This window comes from Monashia sp. NPDC004114 (assembly GCF_053603855.1).
Window position 1 is genome coordinate 104436 of sequence record NZ_JBSGGK010000007.1, and the last position, 22172, is coordinate 126607.

Annotated in this window: 28 protein-coding genes; 20 read left to right on the plus strand and 8 right to left on the minus strand. The window is 68.7% G+C overall.

Annotated elements, in window-relative coordinates; translation table 11 throughout:
• Positions 1 to 101: 101 nt before the first annotated feature.
• Entirely contained in the window at positions 102 to 1049 is a 948-nt protein-coding gene (locus ACWEOW_RS11095; RefSeq protein ID WP_452269245.1) for a PfkB family carbohydrate kinase, read from the minus strand.
• A 7-nt stretch (positions 1050 to 1056) separates the two neighbouring features.
• On the minus strand, positions 1057 to 2049 hold the full coding sequence (gene glpX / locus ACWEOW_RS11100; protein ID WP_452269246.1) for a class II fructose-bisphosphatase: 993 nt from the start codon (positions 2047 to 2049) through the stop codon (positions 1057 to 1059).
• Between the two features lie 97 nt (positions 2050 to 2146).
• Between glpX and ACWEOW_RS11105 the strand changes: the two genes are divergently transcribed.
• Positions 2147 to 2827 (plus strand): DUF4245 domain-containing protein, encoded by a 681-nt coding sequence (locus ACWEOW_RS11105; protein ID WP_452269247.1) that lies wholly within the window; start codon positions 2147 to 2149, stop codon positions 2825 to 2827.
• 39 nt (positions 2828 to 2866) lie between these two features.
• Here the strand turns inward: ACWEOW_RS11105 and ACWEOW_RS11110 are convergent, their stop codons facing one another.
• Together ACWEOW_RS11110 and xseA are read right to left on the minus strand one after the other, a co-directional pair.
• Entirely contained in the window at positions 2867 to 3175 is a 309-nt protein-coding gene (locus ACWEOW_RS11110; RefSeq protein ID WP_452269248.1) for an exodeoxyribonuclease VII small subunit, read from the minus strand.
• A gap of 10 nt (positions 3176 to 3185) precedes the next feature.
• Positions 3186 to 4520, minus strand: a complete 1335-nt coding sequence (xseA, locus tag ACWEOW_RS11115; RefSeq protein ID WP_452269396.1) for an exodeoxyribonuclease VII large subunit — start codon at positions 4518 to 4520, stop codon at positions 3186 to 3188.
• 187 nt (positions 4521 to 4707) lie between these two features.
• On the opposite strand from xseA, the gene ACWEOW_RS11120 reads away from it, so the two are divergent.
• Positions 4708 to 5751 (plus strand): 4-hydroxy-3-methylbut-2-enyl diphosphate reductase, encoded by a 1044-nt coding sequence (locus ACWEOW_RS11120; protein ID WP_452269249.1) that lies wholly within the window; start codon positions 4708 to 4710, stop codon positions 5749 to 5751.
• A 76-nt stretch (positions 5752 to 5827) separates the two neighbouring features.
• Here the strand turns inward: ACWEOW_RS11120 and ACWEOW_RS11125 are convergent, their stop codons facing one another.
• Positions 5828 to 7537, minus strand: coding sequence for a substrate-binding and VWA domain-containing protein (locus tag ACWEOW_RS11125; protein ID WP_452269250.1), 1710 nt, complete (start codon positions 7535 to 7537; stop codon positions 5828 to 5830).
• 97 nt (positions 7538 to 7634) lie between these two features.
• Positions 7635 to 8843, minus strand: a complete 1209-nt coding sequence (locus tag ACWEOW_RS11130; RefSeq protein ID WP_452269251.1) for a DNA recombination protein RmuC — start codon at positions 8841 to 8843, stop codon at positions 7635 to 7637.
• Between the two features lie 246 nt (positions 8844 to 9089).
• Here ACWEOW_RS11130 and ACWEOW_RS11135 point away from each other — a divergent pair, with 246 nt between their 5' ends.
• Both ACWEOW_RS11135 and ychF read left to right on the plus strand, forming a co-directional pair.
• On the plus strand, positions 9090 to 9929 hold the full coding sequence (locus ACWEOW_RS11135; protein WP_452269252.1) for a thioesterase family protein: 840 nt from the start codon (positions 9090 to 9092) through the stop codon (positions 9927 to 9929).
• 147 nt (positions 9930 to 10076) lie between these two features.
• Complete coding sequence (ychF, locus tag ACWEOW_RS11140; protein WP_452269253.1) at positions 10077 to 11162, plus strand: redox-regulated ATPase YchF; 1086 nt, start codon at positions 10077 to 10079, stop codon at positions 11160 to 11162.
• A 19-nt stretch (positions 11163 to 11181) separates the two neighbouring features.
• On the opposite strand, the gene ACWEOW_RS11145 is transcribed toward ychF, so the two are convergent.
• Both ACWEOW_RS11145 and ACWEOW_RS11150 read right to left on the minus strand, forming a co-directional pair.
• Positions 11182 to 12258 carry a tyrosine-type recombinase/integrase gene (locus ACWEOW_RS11145; protein ID WP_452269254.1) on the minus strand — a complete coding sequence of 359 codons (1077 nt, stop codon included), beginning with the start codon at positions 12256 to 12258 and terminating at the stop codon, positions 11182 to 11184.
• Between the two features lies 1 nt (position 12259).
• A complete protein-coding gene (locus ACWEOW_RS11150; protein ID WP_452269255.1) occupies positions 12260 to 12577 on the minus strand; it encodes a hypothetical protein in 318 nt (105 codons plus the stop codon).
• A gap of 136 nt (positions 12578 to 12713) precedes the next feature.
• Between ACWEOW_RS11150 and ACWEOW_RS11155 the strand changes: the two genes are divergently transcribed.
• The 16 genes from ACWEOW_RS11155 (at position 12714) to ACWEOW_RS11230 (ending at position 22133) form a co-directional block, all read left to right on the plus strand.
• Entirely contained in the window at positions 12714 to 12920 is a 207-nt protein-coding gene (locus tag ACWEOW_RS11155; protein WP_452269256.1) for a helix-turn-helix transcriptional regulator, read from the plus strand.
• The gene (locus ACWEOW_RS11160) at positions 12917 to 13411 is read left to right on the plus strand and encodes an HNH endonuclease (RefSeq protein WP_452269257.1); all 495 of its coding nucleotides are present in this window, start codon (positions 12917 to 12919) and stop codon (positions 13409 to 13411) included. The genes ACWEOW_RS11155 and ACWEOW_RS11160 overlap by 4 nt, the downstream gene beginning before the upstream one ends.
• The gene (locus ACWEOW_RS11165) at positions 13408 to 13701 is read left to right on the plus strand and encodes a hypothetical protein (protein WP_452269258.1); all 294 of its coding nucleotides are present in this window, start codon (positions 13408 to 13410) and stop codon (positions 13699 to 13701) included. The genes ACWEOW_RS11160 and ACWEOW_RS11165 overlap by 4 nt, the downstream gene beginning before the upstream one ends.
• A 14-nt stretch (positions 13702 to 13715) precedes the next feature.
• Positions 13716 to 14321 (plus strand): helix-turn-helix domain-containing protein, encoded by a 606-nt coding sequence (locus ACWEOW_RS11170; RefSeq protein WP_452269397.1) that lies wholly within the window; start codon positions 13716 to 13718, stop codon positions 14319 to 14321.
• A 21-nt stretch (positions 14322 to 14342) separates the two neighbouring features.
• A complete protein-coding gene (locus ACWEOW_RS11175; protein ID WP_452269259.1) occupies positions 14343 to 14471 on the plus strand; it encodes a hypothetical protein in 129 nt (42 codons plus the stop codon).
• A complete protein-coding gene (locus ACWEOW_RS11180) occupies positions 14468 to 14770 on the plus strand; it encodes a hypothetical protein (RefSeq protein WP_452269260.1) in 303 nt (100 codons plus the stop codon). Before ACWEOW_RS11175 ends, ACWEOW_RS11180 begins: the two co-directional genes overlap by 4 nt.
• The gene (locus ACWEOW_RS11185; protein ID WP_452269261.1) at positions 14770 to 14997 is read left to right on the plus strand and encodes a hypothetical protein; all 228 of its coding nucleotides are present in this window, start codon (positions 14770 to 14772) and stop codon (positions 14995 to 14997) included. Before ACWEOW_RS11180 ends, ACWEOW_RS11185 begins: the two co-directional genes overlap by 1 nt.
• A 91-nt stretch (positions 14998 to 15088) precedes the next feature.
• Complete coding sequence (locus tag ACWEOW_RS11190; RefSeq protein WP_452269262.1) at positions 15089 to 15301, plus strand: hypothetical protein; 213 nt, start codon at positions 15089 to 15091, stop codon at positions 15299 to 15301.
• Positions 15298 to 15570: a hypothetical protein gene (locus ACWEOW_RS11195; protein WP_452269263.1), complete on the plus strand. Its 273-nt coding sequence runs from the start codon at positions 15298 to 15300 to the stop codon at positions 15568 to 15570. The genes ACWEOW_RS11190 and ACWEOW_RS11195 overlap by 4 nt, the downstream gene beginning before the upstream one ends.
• Positions 15570 to 16094 carry a hypothetical protein gene (locus ACWEOW_RS11200; protein ID WP_452269264.1) on the plus strand — a complete coding sequence of 175 codons (525 nt, stop codon included), beginning with the start codon at positions 15570 to 15572 and terminating at the stop codon, positions 16092 to 16094. The genes ACWEOW_RS11195 and ACWEOW_RS11200 overlap by 1 nt, the downstream gene beginning before the upstream one ends.
• A gap of 73 nt (positions 16095 to 16167) precedes the next feature.
• Positions 16168 to 17568: a hypothetical protein gene (locus tag ACWEOW_RS11205; RefSeq protein WP_452269265.1), complete on the plus strand. Its 1401-nt coding sequence runs from the start codon at positions 16168 to 16170 to the stop codon at positions 17566 to 17568.
• Positions 17569 to 17630: 62 nt separating this feature from the next.
• The gene (locus ACWEOW_RS11210; protein ID WP_452269266.1) at positions 17631 to 20531 is read left to right on the plus strand and encodes a phage portal protein; all 2901 of its coding nucleotides are present in this window, start codon (positions 17631 to 17633) and stop codon (positions 20529 to 20531) included.
• A gap of 14 nt (positions 20532 to 20545) precedes the next feature.
• The gene (locus ACWEOW_RS11215) at positions 20546 to 20719 is read left to right on the plus strand and encodes a hypothetical protein (RefSeq protein WP_452269267.1); all 174 of its coding nucleotides are present in this window, start codon (positions 20546 to 20548) and stop codon (positions 20717 to 20719) included.
• Between the two features lie 74 nt (positions 20720 to 20793).
• Positions 20794 to 21309, plus strand: coding sequence for a hypothetical protein (locus tag ACWEOW_RS11220; RefSeq protein ID WP_452269268.1), 516 nt, complete (start codon positions 20794 to 20796; stop codon positions 21307 to 21309).
• Position 21310: 1 nt separating this feature from the next.
• Entirely contained in the window at positions 21311 to 21709 is a 399-nt protein-coding gene (locus ACWEOW_RS11225; RefSeq protein ID WP_452269269.1) for a hypothetical protein, read from the plus strand.
• A gap of 4 nt (positions 21710 to 21713) precedes the next feature.
• Positions 21714 to 22133 (plus strand): hypothetical protein, encoded by a 420-nt coding sequence (locus ACWEOW_RS11230; RefSeq protein WP_452269270.1) that lies wholly within the window; start codon positions 21714 to 21716, stop codon positions 22131 to 22133.
• Positions 22134 to 22172: the final 39 nt, after the last annotated feature.

Genomic DNA, 22172 nt, shown 5'->3' on the forward strand with positions numbered 1-22172 from the left:
GGTACCGGGGCGTCAGGGTGAACCACCGGCCAAAACTACCCGGCGATCCGCGCAGAATGGTGCCCGACCCCTCGGTTCTTTGTCGAATGTCCGATTTGCGCTCAGCCCAGATCGGCGCGCACGGGGGCGTGCGCACCCGCGCGCCCGACCGTGAGCGCCGCTGTGCACAAGGCCCGTTCGACGGCCGGGAGCACGTCCTGGAGCGACGCGGAGTGCAGCGCCTGCCGTGCCTCCGGGCCGCCGAGCAGGCCCGCGTCGAGCAGGCCGGACACGAGTCCGGCCATGAAGGAGTCGCCCGCCCCCACAGTGTCGACGACGATGACGGCGGGTGCCGGGAGGGTGAGCTGCTCGCCCGTCCGGCTGAGCCGCACCACCGCGCCGGCGCCGCCCCGGGTCATGACCACGAGCGCCGGGCCGAGCCGTCCCCATGCCGCGAGGACGTCGTCGACGAGCTCGCCCGGGCACAGCCACGCGATGTCCTCGTCACTGACCTTGACGACGTCCGACAGCGCGATCGAGCTCTCGATGACGCGCCGCGCCTCATCGGCCAGGCCCATGAGCGACGGGCGGGCGTTCGGGTCGTAGGACACCGTCGCCCCGAGGCTGCGCGCCTGCACGAGCGTCTCGCGCACCTGGCCGCCGCCCGGCTCCAGCACCGCAGCGATGCTGCCCGTGTGGACGTGGTCGTATGCCGTGAGGCCGGGAACCGCGGCCACCTGCCACTCGAGGTCGAACACGTAGGTCGCCGCCCCGGCGGCGTCGATCGTCGCGTGGGCGACCGACGTGAAAGGGGCCCCCAGCGAGCCGGCGGTCAGCGCGACCCCGTGCTCACGGCATACCTGCTCGATGCGGGCGCCGCGGGCGTCGGTGGCGATCCACGTCGCGAGGTCGACGGGGTGGTCGAGCGCGGCGAGGCCGAAGGCGACGTTGGCGGGGCTCCCGCCGACGTGCTCGTCGGTGGCGCCGTCCGGCGTGGTGACAGCGTCGATGAGGGCCTCGCCCACGACCAGCGTGCGAGCCGGGGGAGCAGCCGAGGGAGTGCTCGTCATCGTCCGCTCACTCGTCGATCATGTCGACGCTGCCGAACCAGCCGGGGCGGTCGAACCGGTGCTGGCTCTCGATGGTCCGAATGGTGCCGCTGCGCGAGCGCATGACGAGGGAGTTGGTGCGAGCCGATCGGGCGCCGTAGCGCACACCCCGGAGCAGCTCGCCGTCGGTGATCCCGGTGGCCACGAAGAAGCACTCGCCCACGACGAGGTCGTCCGTCGACAGGACCCGGTCGAGGTTGTGCCCCGCGTCGAGCGCCTTCTGCCGCTCGTCGTCGTCCTTGGGCCACAGCTTGCCCTGGATGACGCCGCCGATGCACTTGATCGCGCAGGCGGCGATGATCCCCTCGGGCGTCCCGCCGACGCCGAGGAGCAGGTCGACACCGGTGTCGGGCCGTGCCGCCATGACGGCGCCGGCGACGTCGCCGTCGACGATGTAGCGGATGCGGGCGCCGGTGCGACGCACTTCGTCGGCCAGGTCGCTGTGGCGCGGACGGTCGAGCATGACCACCGTGACGTCGGCAGGCGTCTCGCCCTTGGCCCGGGCGATCCGGCGGATGTTCTCGGCAACGGGCAGGCGGATGTCGACGACGTCGGCGGCGTCCGGGCCGGTCGCGAGCTTGTCCATGTAGAAGACGGCGGACGGGTCGTACATGGCGCCCCGGTTGGCCACGGCCATGACGGACACGGCGTTCGGCATGCCCTTCGCGGTGAGGGTCGTGCCGTCGATCGGGTCGACGGCGACGTCGACCTCCGGGCCGGTGCCGTCTCCGACGAGCTCGCCGTTGAAGAGCATCGGGGCGTTGTCCTTCTCGCCCTCGCCGATGACGACCACCCCGCGCATGCTGACCGTCGAGATCATCGCGCGCATCGCCTCGACGGCGGCACCGTCGGCGCGGTTCTTGTCGCCGCGGCCCACCCAGCGGCCACCGGCCATCGCGGCCGCCTCCGTGACCCGCACCAGCTCGAGTGCGAGGTTGCGGTCCGGCGTGCTGTGCTTCATGGGCGGTCCTCCGTCGGCGCTGAACGAGTCGGCGCCAGCCTAGCGGTGGCCCGGCCCCCGGTTTGGAGCGTGTCCGGGAGTCGGGGACGATGGGGCTATGACCACCCCGTCGACGCCGTCGACATCGCCAGCCCACCCCGGCCCCGCGGATCTCCCGGAGGCCCGCTCGCTGGTGTCCCCGACGTCCGGCTCGGGCGTACCCGCCGCGGACGGCTCGGGCGAGCAGGCGCCGCCGCGCAGCCGCTACTCGATGGGCACGCTGCCCAACATGCTGCGGTCGCTGCTGGTGATCGGGGCGCTCGTCCTCGCTCTCGTGGCCATCGTCCCGCGGATCAGCTCGGTCCAGCGCACGGCCGTCGACGCCTCCGCCAAGGCGGGCCAGGTCGCTGCGCAGACGTCATGGCCCGTCGAGCTGCCCCAGGGCCTCGGCGACGGCTGGGTCCCCACCGTCGCCACGTATGCCGCCGGCACCGAGAAGGTGCCCACGTTCACCACCGTCTGGACGACCCCGGGCGGCGGCGACATCGCCCTGAAGCAGGCCGTCAAGGTCACCGACGGATGGCTCAAGCGCTCGGTCAACGACGGCGTCCCGAGCGGCAGCGCGAACGTCGGCGGCCGGACGTTCGAGCGGTACCTCTCGGGCAGCGCCGGGCAGGTCAGCTACGTCGTGCGTGGCGCTGGCGCCGACGGCCTCACCATCGTGGCGACCACGACCGCGCCCGAGGACGAGCTCAAGGCCTTCGTCGCCGCTCTCCGCCCCGTCAGCCCGACTCGCTGACCCCGACCGCAGACCGTCTGCCAGCGACCTGCTGCGCGGTCAGGTCTCGTCGTCGAAGATCTCGTCATCGGCGTGCAGCGGGGCAGCGGCGGCAGCGCCGCGTCCGACGGGAGCAGCGGCCTGTGGCTGGGTGGCTCGCTCGATCTCGGCCTGCGCGCCGTCGAGCCACCGGGCGCAGTGCGCCGCGAGAGCCTCGCCACGCCTCCACAGGCGCATCGAGTCCTCGAGCGGCGCCTGACCGGCCTCGAGCTTGGCGACGATCGCGATGAGCTCCTCGCGGGCGTCCTCGTATCCCATCTCGGCGATGTCCGGGAAGGAGGCGCTGTCGGGCGTCGTCGGGTCAGCCATGGCCAACACCCTAGGCGGTGCCCCCGTCGCTCTTCTTCGCGCGACTCGCTGGGCGACGGGCCGCGCCCCCAGCGCCACTGGCCGGACGCTTCGCCTTCGGAGTGGTCCGGTCCGCCGCGCCGTCGCTGACCGGCCGCACACCGAAGTCCCCCCGCGCCACACGGACCCGCAGCAGCTCGCCGACCCCGACGTCGTCACGGTCCATGACCACGCGGCCGTCGCGATGCTGGACGACGGCATACCCGCGTTCCAGGGTCGACTGCGGCGACAGGGCCACGACCTGGCGGCGCAGGTGCTCCGCCTCGTCGGCGGCCCGGTGCAGCCGTGCCTCGATGCGCGACGACACGCGCGAACGCAAGGCCGACACCTCCTGGCGCCTCGCCCGCACGAGCGAGACCGGGTCGGCCATGACGGGCCGGGTCACGAGGGACCGCAGACCTGACCGCTCCGCCACGAGCCGTCGCCCGAGGGCACGCCGGAGCCGGTCGCGTCCACCGTCGACGAGCCCCAGCTCGCGCTCGGCATCTGGCACGACCTTCTTGCCGGCGTCCGTGGGCGTCGAGGCTCGCCAGTCGGCGACGAGGTCGAGCAACGGCTGGTCGACGTCGTGCCCGATCGCGCTGATCACCGGGGTGCGAGCTTCGGCCACAGCGCGGATCATGGCCTCGTTGCTGAAGGGGAGCAGCTCCTCGAGCGCGCCACCTCCGCGCGCGATGACGATGACATCGACCATTGAGTCTGCATCGAGCTCACGGAGCGCCTCGATGACCTCCGTCACTGCGGTGGCGCCTTGGACCGCAACCTCGCGGATCTCGAAACGCACTGCGGGCCAACGACGCCGGGCGTTCTCGACGACGTCCTTCTCCGCCGCGGAGCTACGTCCGGTGATCAGGCCGACGCGGTTCGGCAGGAACGGGATCCGCCGCTTTCGTTCGGCATCGAAGACACCCTCCGACGCGAGCGTCCGCTTGAGGATCTCGATCCGTGCGAGCAGGTCGCCGATGCCGACGGGCCGGATCTGTCGTGCCTCGAGCTGCAGCGTGCCGCGCTTGGTCCAGAACGTGGGCTTGGCCTGGAGCACGACCCGCGCGCCCTGCGTCAGCGGGACCGCCATCGCGTTGACCGCGTTCATCGGCACCGAGACGGACAGCGACATGTCGACGTCCGGGTCGCGCAGCGTGAGGAACGCCGTGCCGCCGCGCGGCGTGAACTGCACGACCTGTCCCTCGACCCAGAGCTGGCTCATCCGGTCGACGTAGTCGCTGATCTTGAGACTGAGGACGCGCACCGGCCACGGCCGCTCGGCCGTCGTGTCGGCCGCCTTGTCGGGCAGCGGGCTGGGCATGCTCACGCGCGCAACGATAGGCCGTCATCGCTCCGCGAGGCGGCACACGGCCGAGGCGTATGCCGTCCGGCCGGGTCCACGAGCGAGTGCCCGCTCACCGGTGGTTCGGCCGGGTGCCCCGAGTGCTCGACGGAGGGAGCGGCCTTCCCGGCGCGGGTCGCGGCGATCAGGAACGTACGATGGCCACATGAGCGCCAGCACCGAGACGCCCGAGTCCGCCACGCCCAAGAGGGTCCTGCTCGCTGCTCCGCGCGGCTACTGCGCCGGCGTCGACCGCGCCGTCGTGACGGTCGAGAAGGCTCTCGAGCTCTACGGCCCGCCCGTCTACGTGCGCAAGCAGATCGTGCACAACAAGCATGTCGTGACGACCCTCGAGAAGCGGGGCGCGATCTTCGTCGACGAGACCGACGAGGTGCCGGAGGGCGCCACGGTCATCTTCTCGGCCCACGGCGTCGCGCCGGTCGTGCACGAGGAGGCGGCGGCGCGCAGCCTCAAGACCATCGACGCGACGTGCCCGCTCGTGACCAAGGTCCACCGCGAGGCGGTGCGGTTCGCGAACGACGACTTCGACATCCTGCTCATCGGCCACGAAGGCCACGAGGAGGTCGTCGGCACCTCGGGCGAGGCTCCGGAGCACATCACCCTCGTCGACGGCCCCGACGATGTCGAGAACGTCACCGTCCGCGACCCCGAGAAGGTCGTGTGGCTGTCGCAGACGACCCTGTCGGTCGACGAGACGATGGAGACGGTGGCCCGGCTCAAGGAGAAGTTCCCAGCCCTGCAGAGCCCTCCGTCCGACGACATCTGCTACGCGACCCAGAACCGCCAGCTCGCGGTGAAGCAGATGGCCAAGGACACCGACCTCATGATCGTCGTCGGCTCGCGCAACTCGTCGAACTCGGTCCGGCTCGTCGAGGTCGCACTCGAGCACGGCGCTGGCGCGGGGCATCTGGTCGACTACGCCGACGAGATCGACGAGTCGTGGCTCGACGGTGTGACGACAGTCGGGGTCACGTCGGGGGCGAGCGTGCCGGAGGTGCTGGTGCGCGACGTGCTGTCCTGGCTGGGAGATCGGGGCTACGACACGGTCGAGCCGGTCATCGCAGCCGAGGAGTCGCTGTTGTTCGCCCTGCCCAACGAGCTGCGGCGCGACATCAAGAGGCTCTCGGGGACCGAGGTCGGCACGGTGCGCCACGATGCCGCATTCGAGGAGTCTGGCTCGCTGCACTGAGCCGCCCCCCGCCACCCTCCCGATCTTCTGGTCGAGTGAGCGGCCGAGCTGCGACGCTGCCACGAGGTGGGGGCGGTCAGCCGCCCAGTGCCTTGATGAGCGCTGGACCGAGGTCGTCGACGCTCTTGGTCGGGACGTACTCGCCACCGGTGATGGCGACGATCTGCCCCATTGCGGCGGCGTCGGCCCGGTCGCCGATGCCGAGGACGACGAGCCGGACGGGCTTCGCGGAGCTCTTCGCCCGTGCCAGCTGCTTCTTGAGCAGGTCGAGCGACAGGCCGTAGTCGTCCTCGTTGGGACCGTCCGCGACCACGATGACGGTGTTGGTGTAGCCGGGCTTCCAGGCGGAGGTCGCGCGGCTGTAGGCCGCCGCGATCGTGTCGTAGAGCCCGCTGCCGCCGCCGACCGCCTTGTCGAGGCCGGAGACGGCCCGGTCGAGGTCGCCGAGATGCTTGCTCGTGCCGAGCCCGCCGTAGTCGACCAGCTGCTTGTAGTCGTCGGCCTTGTCGCCCACGTGCAGCGAGTAGATCCACATCGCGGCGATGGTCGTGGGCGAGACGGCGGCGGTCGCCCGGACCGTCGAGCGCTGGACGATCGACAGGCGGGTGCCGTTCTCGCCGCGCTCGAGCATCGAGCCCGATACGTCGACCGCAAGCAGCGCCTGCACCTTGGGTGCGGCGGCGTTCCACAGCCCGGCCGCATGGTTGACCACGTCGTCCTTGGGCCGGTCGGTCACCTTGACCTCGCCGTACATCGGCGACGGTGGCTTCGGGTCAGCGCCACCTGGCGTGCGGAATCCGTTGTCCTGCAGCACCTTTCGAGCCTCATCGGACCTGAGGAAGTCGCTGAGGGCCGTGACGAGCGGAACAACGGCGTTGTCCTTGCTCAAGGTGGCCAGGGAGTACTCGAGGGCGGCGGACCCCTCGGAGGGGGCCACGGCGGCGAGCTGCTCCTCGGGGTGGGCGGCATTGAAGGCGATGAGCTGGGCCTCGGCGACCACGGCTCCGGTCGCCGGCTTGCTCTGGGCGAGTCCGTCCAAGGTGATCGTCGTGGCGCTTCGCGGGGCGGCCGCGGCCAGGACCGTCCGAAGCTGCTGCTCCGCCATGGTGGCGGCCGCGGCCCCGATCGCCACCCGCCCGGTGATCGAGCGGTTGGGGTCAGGGATCCGCAGCGGCGTGCTGCCGGTCAGCAGGTCGGCCCACCCGCGCTTCTCCCCGAGCGCAGCGGCCGTCTCGGTGGGCATCGCCACGACGAGGGGGCTGGACGCGAACGCCGGGTCGGTCTGGACCGTGCTGCCGGACACCGCGGCGGCGCGTCCCAGCCAGTAGGTCGAGTCGGTGATCCAGGCGTCCGGGCGTCCGGAGACGAGGGAGCCGGCGACGGCGAAGGACTCGGCAGGCTCGATGGAGTATGCCGCACATGGGCCGTCGGAGTGGGTGCTCAGGGCCTGGGCCGCTGCGGCGACCGCCGGAGCGATCACCGGAGCGACGGCGACGCGCACCGTCGCCGGGTCGGGGCAGGACGTGGGCCGGGCGGCGGACTCGGGCACGGTGGTGGCGATCTCGCGCTTGGTGAGCACGGTCCACGTGCCGTATGCCGCGCCACCGACGATCGCGAGGGCCGCGACGGCCGCGATCGCGCGGTTGCGACGACGCCGCCTCGTGCGCTGGCGTGTCTCCTGCTCGATCCGGTCCCGGGAGTCGAGCAGGCTCTGCTCGTACGGACCGACTCGGCGCGTCGGCGTGGCGCTGTGCTGTTCTGGACCTGGCCCCCCTGAACCGGTCACGCTCTGTTCACTCTCACGGCGGGTATTCTCCGTGGCCGACCGTCAGGTGTCCACTTCTCTCCCATATCGGACGTCTGCGGCGCAACTCGACACGCCCTCAGCCGGTGCCCTCGTGACGAACCTGACTCCGGCCGAGCTCGTCCCGGAGGTAGGCGTCATCGCGGGCCTCACGGGCCTCGCGGCCCAGGTCGTCGGTGAGCTCGCTCGCGCTGAGGGTCCTCGGCGAGGCCTCGACCGGCTCCAGGGTGGCGGGACGCTCCGACGTCAGGTGCAGCTCGTGCATGCGCCTGGCGGTGACGAGGACCCGGGACTCGAGCGTCCCGACGAAGCGGTTGTACTGCTCGACCGACCTGGCGAGCGACTGGCCCATCGTCGTCACGTGCCCGCCGAGGGTGGCCAGCCGGGCGTAGAGGTCCTGCCCGAGCGCGAGCAGCTCCCGTGCGTTCTGCTCGAGGGAGTCCTGCTGCCAGATCGCACCGATGGTGCGCAGCACCGCGAACAAGGTGCCCGGAGATGCGAGCACGACCTTGCGGGACAGCGCGTGCTCATAGAGACCTGGGTCGTCGGCAAGGGCCGCGGCAAGGATCGCCTCGCCCGGCACGAAGCACACGACCACCTCGGGGGAGCGGCTGAACGCGGACCAGTAAGCCTTGCCGGCGAGCGACTCGACGTGTCGCCGCAGGGCGGTGGCATGGGCCGCCAGCAGCTCGGTGCGCTCCGTGTCGGACACCGTCTCGCCATGGGCCTGCAGGAAGTGCGCCATCGGTGCCTTGCTGTCGACCACGACGTGCCGCGACCCAGGCAGGTTGATGACGGCATCGGGACGCACGGTCGCTCCGTGCCGGCTGACCCGGGTCACCTGCTCGTCGAAGTCGCAGCGCGCGATGAGGCCGGAGAGCTCGAGGACCCGACGCAGCTGCACCTCACCCCACGCACCCCGGACCGTCGACGCGTTGAGAGCGGTGGCGAGCGTGGCCGTCTCGGAGCGAAGCGACTCCGTCGAGCGGCTCACCTCGCTCAGCCGCTCACCGAGCTGGCCGAACTGCTGGGCCCGGTCGCGCTCGAGCGCCCCGACTTGGCGCTCGACCCGGCCGATGGTGTCGCGCAGCGGGGACAGCAGCGCGACCGTCGCGTCCTCGTCGGCGCGGGACGACTCGAGGTCGACGACGCGCTCACGCAGCACGTTGCGCTCGGCCTCCGCTGCCGCCGACCGCGCGAGCAGCGTCGAGCGGACTCCCAGCCAGGCCAGGAGGGCTCCGACGGCGAGACCCACGACGAGCCCGACGAGCAGCGAGGTTGCATCCATGGCGCAACCGTCGCAGAAGGCGCCGACAGCGGCCCGCGCCGACACGGCATACGCCGCCGGTTTCAGCGAAGCCCGTCGTGCTGGTGGTCGGGTTGCCGGTCACGGCCCCCGTCCTGGTGAGCCCGGCCCCCCGACCGGGCTCATCTGCACTGACGCGCCCAGCACCGGGAAAGGTTGCCTCCCGGCGAGACGTGACCTTCGTGACCGCCCGGCGTCCTCGCCGCCGCGGTCTGTTAGACACGACTCGTGAGCGAGTACGACGACGCGATCCGGCTCGAGGCCGGCGACGACCCCGCGACCCGGCACGGCATGTTCCACGAGGAGTGGATGATCGGGAACGCCGTCAACGGTGGGCTCGTCATGGCCACCGCCCTGACGGCGCTGGGACAGCACCTCGCTGCCGACCCGACCGAGACCACCGAGCACCATGATCCCGTCGTGCTGAGCGCCTACTTCATGACGGCCTCACTGCCGGGCCCCTTCACCGTGACGACCGAGGTGGTGCGATGCGGCCGCAGGCTGTCGACCGGGCAGATGACCGTCCACCAGACCGGCGCCGACGGCGAGCGCGTCGAGCGCATGCGCGCCATCGGCTCGTTCGGCAACCTCACCGACCTGGAGCTGCAGCGCCAGGCGGCCCCGCCCGACCTGCCGCCGCCCGACCAGTGCCTGTCCACCGAGCAGGCGCCTCCAGACTTCCTGGCGAACTCGAAGTTCCTCGACCGCGTCGACCTGCGACTCGACCCGGCCACCGCGGGCTGGTCTGTCGGACGGCCGTCCATGCAAGGCGTCATGCGAGGGTGGTTGCGGCTCAAGGACGGTCGCGAGCCGGACACGACGATGCTGATGCTCGCCCTCGACGCGCTCCCTCCGGTCGCATTCGACCTCGGGTTGTTCGGGTGGACCCCGACGCTCGAGTTCACGGGCCACGTGCGGCGTCGTCCTGAGCCCGGCTGGCTGCGGGTGGCGCTGCACAGCGAGACGCTCGGCGGCGGGATGATGGAGGAGGACGCCATGATCTGGGACTCCGCCGGAGCCCTCGTCGCCCAGTCGCGCCAGCTGTGCGGGGTGCGCCCGGCGCGCTAGGAAACGGACGGCATACCCCCCGCCGAAACACACCCGGAAACCGTCGCCCCGGCACAGGGGCAACTCGAAGGAGCTGGAGGTTCCGGGTGCGTCGCGCATGATGACGTGGTCGGGGGCGCTTGTCGACGCAACTAGACTGCTCGTCTTGTGGCACTCACCATCGGAATCGTCGGGCTCCCCAACGTCGGCAAGTCGACACTCTTCAACGCGCTGACCAAGAACAACGTGCTCGCCGCGAACTACCCGTTCGCGACGATCGAGCCCAACGTCGGCGTCGTGCCCCTCCCGGACGGGCGGCTGGCGACCCTCGCCGGGATCTTCGGCTCGGAGCGGATCCTGCCGGCCACGGTGAGCTTCGTCGACATCGCCGGCATCGTCCGTGGCGCGAGCGTGGGCGAGGGCCTCGGCAACAAGTTCCTCGCCAACATCCGCGAGGCCGACGCGATCTGCCAGGTCGTGCGCGTCTTCAACGACGACGACGTCGCCCACGTCGACGGCAAGGTGGACCCGCGCTCCGACATCGAGACCATCGAGACCGAGCTCATCCTCGCGGACCTGCAGACGCTCGAGAAGGCCGTCCCCCGCCTCGACAAGGAGGTGAAGGGCAAGAAGGCCGACAAGGCGGTGCTCGACACCGCGCTCGCGGCGCAGCGGGTGCTCGAGGAGGGCAAGACGCTGTATGCCGCTGGGTCGGCTGCCGGGGTCGACCCGGCCCTCGCGCGCCAGCTCGGGCTGCTGACGACCAAGCCGTTCATCTACGTCTTCAACCTCGACGAGGACCAGCTCGCTGACGAGGACCTGAAGAAGGAGCTGGCCGCCTCGGTCGGGCCCGCCGACTCGGTCTTCCTCAACGCCAAGCTCGAGATGGACCTCATGGAGATGGAGCCCGACGATGCGCTCGAGCTCCTGCAGAGCTTCGGCGCCGAGGAGTCGGGTCTCGACCAGCTCGCCCGCGTCGGCTTCCACACGCTCGGACTGCAGACATACCTCACCGCCGGGCCGAAGGAGTCGCGCGCCTGGACGATCGGCAAGGGCTGGACTGCTCCCCAGGCCGCCGGGGTCATCCACACGGACTTCCAGCGTGGCTTCATCAAGGCCGAGATCGTCGGCTACGACGACCTCGTCGCCGCCGGCACGATGAACGCCGCCAAGGCCGCCGGCAAGGTCCGGATCGAAGGCAAGGACTACGTGATGTCCGACGGCGACGTCGTCGAGTTCCGCTTCAACGTGTAGTCAGCGGAGTTTGCGCAGGTCAGACGGCACGGAGACCCCGCGCGGTCCGCAGGGAGTCCGCAAGAAGGTCAGAGGCAGCCTTCCGGGTCCGGTCCTCAGCGGTCGGCCACAGGTGCGCATAGGTCGTCAGGGTCGTCGTCGCCTTCGCATGTCCGAGGGCACGCTGCACCGTCACGACGTCACATCCGGCAGCGATGAGACCCGAGGCGTAGAAGTGCCGCAGGTCGTGCAGCCGGTACTTGACCCCGTGCGCTGCACAGGCTCGACGCCACCAGTGGCCGACAGTGTTCTGGTGGGGCGGCTGCTGCCCGTCGTCGGCAAACACCCACTCGGTCCGGCTCGTCTTGGCGAGGTGGTCCGTCAGCATCGTCACGAGGCGAGCAGGGATGTAGACGACCCGCTCTGAGCCGTACTTGGGTGGCTTGATCTCGACCCCGCCACCAGTCTCGCGCTGCACCTGGCGCTCGACCGTGATGGTCTGGGCCTTCACGTCGATGTCCTCAGGACGCAGGGCGGCAGCCTCACCGAGACGCAGCCCGGCAAACGCGCACACGCCCCACAGGACGGCCATGTCGTCGGCCAGGAGCGCTCCGACCTCGGCAGGCTTGGGGATGGCCATGGCTGCCTCACGACGCCGCTGACGGGGCAGCGTGACGCCCGAGGAAGGGTCACGGACGATCCGCCTGTCCTCGACCGCTGCCCGCAACACACCGCGCACATTGGTGACCCGCGTATGGATGGTGCCGCTGGCGAGCCCACGGTCGACCATCGCCTTGACCCACGCCTGCACGTGGGTCGTGCGGATGTCCTTCAGTGGTCGGTCCTTGGCTGTGAAGTCTCCGGCTGCGAGGTCCATGGCCCGTCGCGTGCCGGTGGCCCACACCTGACCGGTTGCCCACTCGGCGTAGAACTGGGCGAAGGTCAGGCGGCTGCGGTCGGGGTCGACGTAGTCACCTCGGACCACTGAGGCCGTGACGCTGTCGAGCCACCGCTGAGCGTCGACCTTGCGAGGGAAGTGCCGCGCGTGCTCCTTGTCGTGCTCGTCGCGGTAGCGCGCACGCCACTGGCCGTTCGGTCGCTTGGCGATGGATGCCATGTCAGTTCTCCTCTTCCTCTGCTCGTCGCAGCACGTCGTCAGCCATGCGTTGCAGCCGCTCCGCTTGGACCCTTGCTCGGGCAACTCGGTCAGGACCATGAGCGAGGGCTTCCAGCGAACTGTTCAGTGCCACAGTCAGTTCCACAGCCTCCGCGAGCCTGAGTGGACGCCTGCCCAACTCAGTCCGGGCGATGAGTGTCTGCTGCCACTTGTGCCCAGTCAGGTCCGTCATGAGTCGTGCGAGGCCGTCTTGGCTCAGTCCTGCACTCTGCCGGATCGCTGCGAGGTTCAGACCGATCCGCTCGTCGTTGGTGATCATGGGGCAATGCTACTACGTACTTACCCGTGTGTATGTGTAGGTACTTGCCTTTCGAACGTTTGTACGGCAGCCTCTGTCTTGTGCAGAGGTCGAGTGACCTCAAAAGGCATTGCACGAACGAGAAGTAGAGAACCCGATGAACGACAGCACCATCACCGAACTCCCGCCCATCGTGCACACCAAGGAACTCGCCGCCTACCTCGGCGTTCCGGTCGCCACAGTCCACGCGTGGGACTACAACGGCAAGGGACCGAAGCGGTTCCGACTCGGCAAGCACCGCGTCAGCAAGCGTGAGGACGTCCTCGCGTGGCTCGACTCGCTTGCTGCGGAGGCCGACCGATGAGCACGCGCAAAGGTCGAGCCCTCACGGCTGACGACCTCGGGCCGTGCTTTTGGTTCCAGGTCGACGCGCACACCACCTCGGACGACACCGAGGACGGCTGCTGGGTCTGGCACGGCGCGACGAACAATCACGGCTACGCCCGCATGGTCCTTCGTGGCGGACGGTACGTCTACGCCCACAGGGCGACCTTCGCCGCCACGTGGGGCGAGGTCGCCGCTGACGCCGTCCTGCGGCACTCCTGCGACAACCCCCGGTGCATACGGCCCGACCACCTCATCGCGGGCACGCAGGCCGACAACCTGCGGGACATGGCCGTCAAGGGCCGGGGGACGGTCAAGATCTCCAACGCCGACGTGCCCCGTGTCCGTGCGCTCGTCGCCAGCGGCATGACGCAGCGGGCTGTGGCTGCACGGTTCGGCGTCGCGCCCTGCACGGTGTCGCACATCGTTACGGGCCGTAACCGCCGATACGTGGGCGAGGTCGTCCGGTGAGCGCAGACACCAAGCGCACTGTCCTTCAGGTCAGCAGCACCGACCTCGACGACGACACCAGGGTCGTCGAGTGCATCAACACCGAGGGCGATCTGGTGTGGATCATCGAGACGCCTCACGAGTGCACCGGCTGCTGCCTATCTGAGCCACCCGTGCACGAGCGCCTTGGGACGCTGCCGCCCGAGTTCAGGCCTCGGTGCAGCGGCACCAAGAAGGACGGTCTGCGCTGCGGCAACTTCGTTCCGCAGTGGGGCGACCGTTGCTACGCGCACCCCGAGGTGACGTCGTGAGTCGCTGGACCAAGGTGCCGGACTGGCTTTGGGGCGAGGTCGCATCCGGTCGCCTCCAACCTGCGGCTGTCGCCACATTCGGGGCCATCGCCCGTCGCGCGAACGGCAAGACTGGCATGGGCGCGTACCCGTCACAGGGCACCATCGCGGAGGAGACCGGGCAGAACGTCCGGACCGTCCGACGACACATCCGTGACCTTGAAGCGGTCGGTGCCGTGAGGACGATCAGGCGCACCATGAGCGGTCGAGGCCGCACCTCCGACGCCTTCGTCGTGACAGTCGGAGACCGGCTGACCGACCAGGCCGATGGGGCCCAAATGTCCGGTCGGGTCGAGGGGGCCGATGGGGCCCAAATGTCCGGTACCCCCGGACATCAGAGCCCTACGAATAAGAACCCTCTTAACCAGAACTCCTCTGTGGCTGATGTCTTGGAGAAGCAGCAGCAACTAGATGGTGCTGCCGCTTCCACTGAGTGGTTGAACCGCTATGCGGACCCCAACTCAGGTGGTAGCAGCAGCGGAGATGACTCCGTGACGAGTGAGCAGCCGCAGCCTCCATCCATCACGTCACGAGTTACGGCCCGTAACAGACCCGCCATTCAGATCGGCGTCTTCGACTGACCATCACGAAAGGAACCACCCATGAGCACCATGAACCCCGACGAGATGACCACCGCCCTCGCCCACATCGAGAGGAAGTGGCGACGCCGGTACGCAGCAGCAGCAGCCCTCATCACGGTCCTGGCTCTCGCGCTGTGGGTGCTGCTGTGAGCCAGCACCACAAGCGGGTCGGGTGGTCCGGCCCTCGCGTCACGGAACTGCGGCAGAAGTGGGCTCGCACCATCAGCGAGGCCGTCGCCCTCGGTGACCCGATCAAGTGCGGCTGCGGCTGCGGCGAGGTCATCGAGATCGGGCAGGAGTTCGACCTCGGCCACCGCGTCAGCCTCGCTGAGGACATCACGTCCGCGAGTGTCTGGCCCGAGATCAGGGGACACAACCGGAGCGCCGGAGCCTCACTCGGCAACAGGCTGCGTCGTCAGCGGCAGCAGCGGGTCCGGAAGTGGCTCTGATGCAGCAGGTCTACGTGAGCAACTTCCTGCCGCTCACACCGACTGACGCAGAGGTGGCAAGGCGGATCGTCCGTCACGGACTGCGTGACGTCATCGAGTGGCTTGGCGAGGACGTTGGCCCGCGACCCAAGGACCAGACGCACGCCTTGCTCGTCCCGTCCCGGTATGTCGAGGCGCTGTACGTGAGCCCCTGGCTCTATGCCCGTATGCGACACGAGATCGCCTGACCCCCAGCCAGATACCCACCCCACCAAGAAAGCCCCGTATACGCAGCGTTTACAGCGGTATACGGACCACTGAGAAGAAGGAGCAAGACCAATGAGAACGCAGCAGCAGCCCAAGACCGTCCGTGACGCAGTCGACCAGTTCATCATCGAAGCGCTCGGTCTCACCCCCAGCGGTGTCCGCGAGATCCGCTTCGAGGACGACCGCGTCGTCATCGAGAAGTCCGATTGGGTCTCCGTTGGAGGCCGCACCTACCGGACCGCACCGGTGACGGTCACGCGCGACATGAACGAGGTGCTGAAGTGAGGAAGGCCGCAGCAGCACTCGCACTCGTCGTCGCCATCATCAGCGGATGCAGCCACCCATCACCACAGGAGCAGTTCGTGGCTGACGCCCGAGCGATGCTCAACACCAAGGCTCCGGACGCAGAGATTCTGGAGGTCGGCTATCGGACTTGCAGTCTCATCAGAGACATGGGCTACGACCGAGTGCAGCGGCAGGTGAGCGAGGGAGACGTGGCACGCACGGCAGTCATCGCCTCAGCGGTCCACAACCTGTGCCCCGAGGTGCGGTGATGGACTGCATCACCGGCTGCGGTCGCCCGGCGTTCATCAAGAAGACCGGTGAGTGTAAGAGGTGCTACCACCGCGCCCGTCGATCCGGTTACTACGACAACGAACTGGCGAAGCAAGGGAAGTCACGTCAGCAGCGGAAGGTCAAGCCTGCGAGACCGGAGGGCCGACGACTGCTGAAGGTCGTGGACCTGCACCGGCCCATCGCCTACAACACCGCACATGTGCGGCTGAAGGCGTGGCGTGGCACCGCGAGGGAGTACGCCTGCGTCGACTGTGGAGGGCCAGCGGCACAGTGGTCCTACAGCGGCAGCGGCAGACACGAGATGCGCGGCACCAAGACCAATCAGTGGGGTCAGGTCATCGAGGTGTCATGGTCCACCGAGGTGGCCGACTACTCACCGAGATGCATCCCATGCCACAACACCCACGACCTGCGGACAGAACGCTGCGGCTGCGGTCACTGCAGCGCCTGTAAGTGGCGCAAGCGCCGAGCCGAACGACGGACGCGCGATCAAGTCGCGTGATCTTTCCCGCCGAGAGTCGGCTGGCAACCCCGTGCAACTGAAATCCCTCCCTCCTGACTGATGGGACCAACTCATGTCCAAGCCTCTTCACTTCTCACCGATCCCGGCCAAGGCGCAGCAGTTCGGCCCAAGCCTTGGCGAGGTCGGAGCGGGGTTGCTCGGTATCACGGACATCAAGCCGGTGCAGCGGGAGATATGGGCACTGCACGAGGCCCGGACACCGCTGGGGCTGCCGCTGTATCCGAGGGTGTCGGTCGAGGTGACGAGGCGAGCAGGCAAGACACTTGCTCTCCTCGCCCTGGCCATCGGTCGATGCAGCACCATCGACGACTACAGCGTCACGTACTGCGCTCAGTCCCTGTCGAAGTCGCGGGAACGCTTCTACGAGGTGCTGAAGATGCTGCGGCGTCACGGACAGGGTGACTGGACTGCTCGACGCTCGAACGGTGAGGAGCAGTTCGAGTGGGGCAATGGCTCCGTCTTGCGTTTCCGTGGCCCCAAGGCTGAGAACTTCCGAGGTGACGCCCTCGACTGGGCCATCCTCGATGAGGGCCAGGAGGTCGATGAGACCGACAGCGCCGACCTGATCGGGTCGCTGCTGCCGACCTTCAACACCCGTGACGATGCACAGTTGACCGTCTCGGGCACCGCTGGTGCTGTCCGCTCCGGTCTGCTGTGGGAGGCCATGGAGAAGGGCCGGAGCGGCCTGTGGGGCATCCTCGAATACGCCGCCCCCGAGGGCAGCGACGTGGACGACGAGACGGTGTGGCTGGCTACCTACCCCGGCCCTGCTGCGGGCAGCAAGGACACGCTGACGCTGCTGCGGGAGATGCGCTCCGAGATGACCGCCGAGATGTTCGGACGTGAGTACCTGGGCCTGTGGCCCATGGACACCACACGCGGAGCCTTCGACCTCGACGCATGGCAGCGACTCGGCAGAGAACTCGCGCAGCAGCAGCCACAGCGGTTCGGTTTCGCCTTCGACGTCACGCCTGACGGCAAGCGCACGGCAGTCATGGCCGCGTGGCGCAACGACGCAGGAGAGGTGTGGGTCGAGGTCATGCAGGAGAACTCCGGGCGTGACTGGGCCGTCGACTTCATCGGCCAACTCGCGCGCAAGTACCGGCTGCCGGTGGGCCACGACACGGCAGGCATCGAGACGCTGGCTCTGGCCGACGACATCAAGCGCCGGTACCCCAACACCACACTGACTGGCCTCACCACCACCGACTTCGCGGTGGCCTGTGCTGTGCTCGACGCCGCTGTCCGTGACGGGTCGCTCCGTCACTCACGGCAGCAGCCGCTCAACGAGGCTGTCTCCGTCGCATCACGCCGTGCCATCCGTGACGGTGGATGGCTGTGGGGACGACGCGCCAGCAGCGGCCACATTCACACCCTTGTGGGTGCGACCGTCGCGCTGCGGATGTTCGACGACCTCCCGGCCAAGCGGAGCGTGCGCATCATCAGTGCGTGACACACCCTTCGACATCGAACTCCTACTTGACGAGTAGGAATTAGTCGCACACCATACGGGGTATGGGTGTGTGGTCGAGAGTGCGCGATGCGCTGTCTCCGTCCCCGGCGCTCTCACCCGTCACCCTCGCCGCTGAACCGGCGCAGACGTTCTCCGTCGACATCGACCCCGTCATGCTCTACGGGCCGGGCGTCACCAGCGCCACGTACATCCCTCCGGCACCGCGCATCTCGCGCCGTGAGGCCATGGAGGTCGGCGCGGTCAAGCGCAGCCGCGAACTCATCGCCGGAGCCCTTGGATCGCTGCCGCTCGACCAGTACGACCTGAACAACGAGGTCAAGACATCGGCGCTGCTGAACCAGCCCGAGCCCGACGTGGCCCGCAGCGTCACCATGACCCGCACCTACGAGGACATGCTCTTCGAGGGTCGCGCATGGTGGTTCGTCCTGGCGCGCGACTGGACCAACTACCCGGTGTCCGTCCGCAGGCTCGACCCGTGCAGTGTCACCATCACGCCCGACTGCAAGGTCTACGTCACGCCCGGCATGAACCAGGGCACCGTCGATGAGTGGCCTGCCGACCGTGACCTCATCCGGTTCGACTCCCCGAACGACCCGCTGCTGATCGCCGGAGCGCGAGCCATCCGCACCGCTCGCGCCCTACAGGCAGCCGCCTCACGGCACTCCGATGGCGTCCCCCCCGTCGACTGGTTCACGCCCGCTGACGGTGCCGACCTCGACGACGACGAGGTGCTGGAGGTGCTGAATGCGTGGCGTGCAGCCCGGCTCCAGCGGTCCACCGCCTACGTGCCCGGCTCGCTGAAGTACAACACCGCAGGCTGGAACCCCGAGCAACTTCAGATGGCCGAGGCTCAGCAGGAGGCCGTTCTGGAGATCGCCCGTCACGCGGGCGTCGACCCGGAAGACCTTGGCGTCTCTACGACTTCGCGGACGTACCAGAACGCGCAGGACCGCTATCAGGCCCGCATCAAGGACACCCTGCGGTCCTACATGGTCGCCTTCGAGGACCGGATGCGGATGGGCGACGTGACCCCGCGCGGCAACTACGTCAAGACCAACCTCAGCGAACTGCTCCGCTCCGACGACAAGACCCGCTTCGAGACGTACCAGATCGGCCTCGAAGTCGAGGCCATCACCCACGAGGAGATCCGGGCCGCTGAGGGCAAGCCCCCGCTGACCGAGCCTGCCCCGCAGGAGGACTCCATGGCCGCATCCGCTGAGCCAGCAACGACATTCGACAGCGGACCGGTCATCCGGCTCGACGCGCCCGGCGCGCAGACCTTCGAGGTGGACGTCGAGAAGCGCACCATTCGAGGGCTTGCTGTGCCCTACGGCAAGGTCGCCACGAGTGGCGGCAGCAAGTACCGGTTCAGCCCGCGCAGCCTGAAGTTCTCCGATATCAGCCGCGTGAAGATGTGGGTCGGCCACGACCCGACACAGGCGGTCGGCGTCATGTTCGAGGCTGACTCCCGCGCCGATGGCATGTATGCCGCGTGGCGGATCGCCCGTGGCCCCGAGGGTGACCGTGCCCTGTCCATGGCCGATGACGGCGTGTGGGACGGCCTGTCTGTCGGCCTCGGTGAAGGTGGCCAGTTCACGCAGGGCAAGGACGGCGTCTACGACGTCCTCGACGCCCCATGGATGGAGACCTCACTCACCCCCGCGCCCGCGTTCGATGACGCGCGCGTTCACAGCGTCGCAGCGAGTGCTGCGCATGAAGGAAGGAGCCCGCTCATGGGCGAAAACACCACGGAGCAGGTCGCTCCGGAGACCGCGCCCGAGGCACCCGACTTCAGCGCGCTGTCCTCCACCATCGAGAAGGCCATCGCCGCAGGCTTCGCCGCTCTCGCTCCGCAGGCCCCCGAGGGTCCGCAGGTCATCCCGGCTGCTGGTGGGGCTGCTCGCTTCACCGTCACCGAGGGGCCGCTGTACCGGTTCGACGGCACGCGCGGTCAGTACGACTTCAGCACCGACATGTTCGCGGCCTACGGCCTCGGGCAGAACGGGCGTGACGCGGAGGCTGAGCAGCGTGTGCTGCGGTTCATGTCCGAGGCGTTCGGGCCCAAGTTCGTCACGACCACGGACACCGCTGCGGTCAACCCGACCGGCTACCGGCCCGACATGTATGTCGACCAGCAGAAGTTCACGACCCCGCTGCGGGACGCCTTCTTCAAGGGCGCGCTGACCGATGTCACGCCGTTCGTGTTCCCGAAGTTGAACACTGAGTCCGGCCTCGTGAATGACCATGTGCAGGGCACCGAGCCCACTGCGGGCACCTTCTCGACGGCCAACGGTGGCACCGTCACCCCGGCTGCCGTCTCCGGCAGGGCGCACATCACCCGTGAGGTGGCCGACCAGGGCGGCAACCCCCAGGTCTCGCAACTCATCTGGAACACCATCGTCTACGAGTACCTGAAGGCGCTGGAGAACAAGGCTGCTGCCATGCTCGCTGCGGCCTCGCCCGCCGAGTTCAGCGCGGCCATCGTCGCCGGTGCCAACACGGTCGCCAACCTCGCCGCCCCGATCGAGGCTGCGATTGCCGGTCTCAACTTCGCGGCTGGTGGCAACCGGTTCAACTACGTGGCCACGCACCTCGACCTCTACAAAGCCCTCGCGGCCCTGAAGGACGGGCAGAACCGGCCCTACTACCCGGTCATCAACCCGACCAACGCCAACGGTCAGACCGTCGCAGGCTTCAAGTCGCTGAACGTCGCGGGCACGCAGTTCGACCCGGTGTGGAGCATCGGCCTCGTCTCGGACGGCACGCCGCACAAGTCGTACCTGGCCGACACCTCGGTCGTCTACTTCTGGCACTCCGCGCCGACCCGGCTTGACCGGCTCCAGGAGAAGGTCGAGGGCTACGACCTCGGCGTGTGGGGCTACTGGGCCGGGGTCATCGCTGACGCCACTGGCCTCCAGAAGATCACCTACGACCCGGTGTGACCGGAGGCTGACCGATGGCTGCCAAGTCCAAGTCCGAGACCAAGAAGGTCGGAGACACCGCCGAGTTCCCCAAGGCAGGGTTCGTCACCCTGCCGGACGGGACGGTCGTCACGGCCTACGGCACGTACACGTTCCGGCACATCGGTGTGCACGTCCTCGACGGTGTCGAGGTCGAGGTCATCGAGTAACCACTTCCGCACCGGCCCCTGTCTGGAGGGTCGGGGGCCGGTGCGGAACCACAACAGAGACAAGGGAACCGGAGATGTGGGCAACGAAGGCGCAGGCAAGGGCCATCTGGCCCGATGCTGTCGCGTTCGATGACACCACGCTCGACATGATCCTGGCAGCAGCCCACCCCACGTGCGTCGCCTACGCCCCGAAACTCATCGACCGGGTCGTCACTGACGGTGTCACGACCAACGGTTCCAAGACGCTCACCAGCGCCACCGCTGCCTTCGTGCCCCGTGAGATCGGGCGCAGCATCAGCGGCAGCGGCATCCCGGCCTCCACCACCATCGAGACGGTCATCGACGCCACCACCGTCATCCTGTCGGCAGCAGCCACCGCCACTGCCACAGGCGTGTCCGTCTCCCTGAGCGGTGTCCCGATGAACTACGTGGTGGGCGAGGTCTACCAAGCGCGCGAGGTCTACGCCGCCTCGCAGCGAGGCGAGCAGGACGTCATCGGCGTCGGTGACTACGCCATCAGGGCAAGGCCGCTCACGGCTGCCGTGAAGTCGCTGCTGCGCCCGCAGCGGGTCGTGGGGGCGGTGGGCTGACATGGGTGCGATCAAGGACCTGCGGACCGACCTGAACGCCGCTCTCCTGGCGAACCTGCTGCCCGCGTCGGCCTACAACGTCATCAAGTATTCGCGGAACATCGACCCGCCGACCAAGTCGACCGTGATGCTCCGCTTCGACGGCCTCGCCCCCGGCCCGGTGCTGGGCACATGGACCTTCAAGTGGGCGCTGGTGCTTGTGGCCGCCAAGACCACGTCCGGTGCCGGTGACGACGAGATCGACGACTTGCTCGTGGATGTGGTCCACGTCCTCGACCAGATCGGCGCTGCCGTACCGGGCATCACGTGGTCAGAGGCCACGCGGAGCGTGTACCCGCCTGACACGCAGACCAACCCCGCCTACGAGGTCGCCATGACGGTGGCCACATCAAAGGAGTAACACCATGGCCACCATCACTCCGGTGCCGTTCTCGCTGGCGAGTGCCCTGCTGAACGTCGCCACCGACAACTACGAGAAGGGCGTGAGCAACGTCCTTTTCACGCCGTCCTACAGCCAGTTGACCTGGCAGGGCCTCACTCCGGACGCCGTCTACACGGACGCATCCAACCCGACGTGGACGCTTCAGTTCGACTACGCGCAGGACTGGACCACGGCCAACTCGCTGAGCCAGTACCTCCTGACGAACGCGGGCACGCAGAAGGTCGTGGTCTTCAAGCCGAACGGGGCGACGACAGGCAAGCCGATCTTCACGGCCACCGTCCTCATCGTCGCTGGGCCCATCGGTGGCGCTGCGAACACCCTGCTGACCGGCACCGTGACCATGCAGGTCATCGGCCAGCCGGTGAAGACGACTGCCCCGTAAGCCGTTACGGCCCGTAACCCACTGACAGCCATGAAGGGA

Bases quoted from the DNA above. Each gene is read 5' to 3' on its own strand.
- ACWEOW_RS11205 (WP_452269265.1), top strand. From the start codon at position 16,168: ATGTCCAAGCCTCTTCACTTCTCACCGATCCCGGCCAAGGCGCAGCAG.
- ACWEOW_RS11155 (WP_452269256.1), top strand. From the start codon at position 12,714: ATGAACGACAGCACCATCACCGAACTCCCGCCCATCGTGCACACCAAG.
- xseA (WP_452269396.1), bottom strand. From the start codon at position 4,520: ATGCCCAGCCCGCTGCCCGACAAGGCGGCCGACACGACGGCCGAGCGG.
- ACWEOW_RS11220 (WP_452269268.1), top strand. From the start codon at position 20,794: ATGTGGGCAACGAAGGCGCAGGCAAGGGCCATCTGGCCCGATGCTGTC.
- ACWEOW_RS11185 (WP_452269261.1), top strand. From the start codon at position 14,770: ATGCAGCAGGTCTACGTGAGCAACTTCCTGCCGCTCACACCGACTGAC.
- ACWEOW_RS11225 (WP_452269269.1), top strand. From the start codon at position 21,311: ATGGGTGCGATCAAGGACCTGCGGACCGACCTGAACGCCGCTCTCCTG.
- ACWEOW_RS11145 (WP_452269254.1), bottom strand. From the start codon at position 12,258: ATGGCATCCATCGCCAAGCGACCGAACGGCCAGTGGCGTGCGCGCTAC.
- ACWEOW_RS11200 (WP_452269264.1), top strand. From the start codon at position 15,570: ATGGACTGCATCACCGGCTGCGGTCGCCCGGCGTTCATCAAGAAGACC.
- ACWEOW_RS11095 (WP_452269245.1), bottom strand. From the start codon at position 1,049: ATGACGAGCACTCCCTCGGCTGCTCCCCCGGCTCGCACGCTGGTCGTG.
- ACWEOW_RS11130 (WP_452269251.1), bottom strand. From the start codon at position 8,843: ATGGATGCAACCTCGCTGCTCGTCGGGCTCGTCGTGGGTCTCGCCGTC.
- ACWEOW_RS11110 (WP_452269248.1), bottom strand. From the start codon at position 3,175: ATGGCTGACCCGACGACGCCCGACAGCGCCTCCTTCCCGGACATCGCC.
- ACWEOW_RS11210 (WP_452269266.1), top strand. From the start codon at position 17,631: ATGGGTGTGTGGTCGAGAGTGCGCGATGCGCTGTCTCCGTCCCCGGCG.
- ACWEOW_RS11150 (WP_452269255.1), bottom strand. From the start codon at position 12,577: ATGATCACCAACGACGAGCGGATCGGTCTGAACCTCGCAGCGATCCGG.
- ACWEOW_RS11190 (WP_452269262.1), top strand. From the start codon at position 15,089: ATGAGAACGCAGCAGCAGCCCAAGACCGTCCGTGACGCAGTCGACCAG.
- ACWEOW_RS11215 (WP_452269267.1), top strand. From the start codon at position 20,546: ATGGCTGCCAAGTCCAAGTCCGAGACCAAGAAGGTCGGAGACACCGCC.
- glpX (WP_452269246.1), bottom strand. From the start codon at position 2,049: ATGAAGCACAGCACGCCGGACCGCAACCTCGCACTCGAGCTGGTGCGG.
- ACWEOW_RS11160 (WP_452269257.1), top strand. From the start codon at position 12,917: ATGAGCACGCGCAAAGGTCGAGCCCTCACGGCTGACGACCTCGGGCCG.
- ACWEOW_RS11175 (WP_452269259.1), top strand. From the start codon at position 14,343: ATGAGCACCATGAACCCCGACGAGATGACCACCGCCCTCGCCCACATC.
- ACWEOW_RS11120 (WP_452269249.1), top strand. From the start codon at position 4,708: ATGAGCGCCAGCACCGAGACGCCCGAGTCCGCCACGCCCAAGAGGGTC.
- ACWEOW_RS11105 (WP_452269247.1), top strand. From the start codon at position 2,147: ATGACCACCCCGTCGACGCCGTCGACATCGCCAGCCCACCCCGGCCCC.
- ACWEOW_RS11230 (WP_452269270.1), top strand. From the start codon at position 21,714: ATGGCCACCATCACTCCGGTGCCGTTCTCGCTGGCGAGTGCCCTGCTG.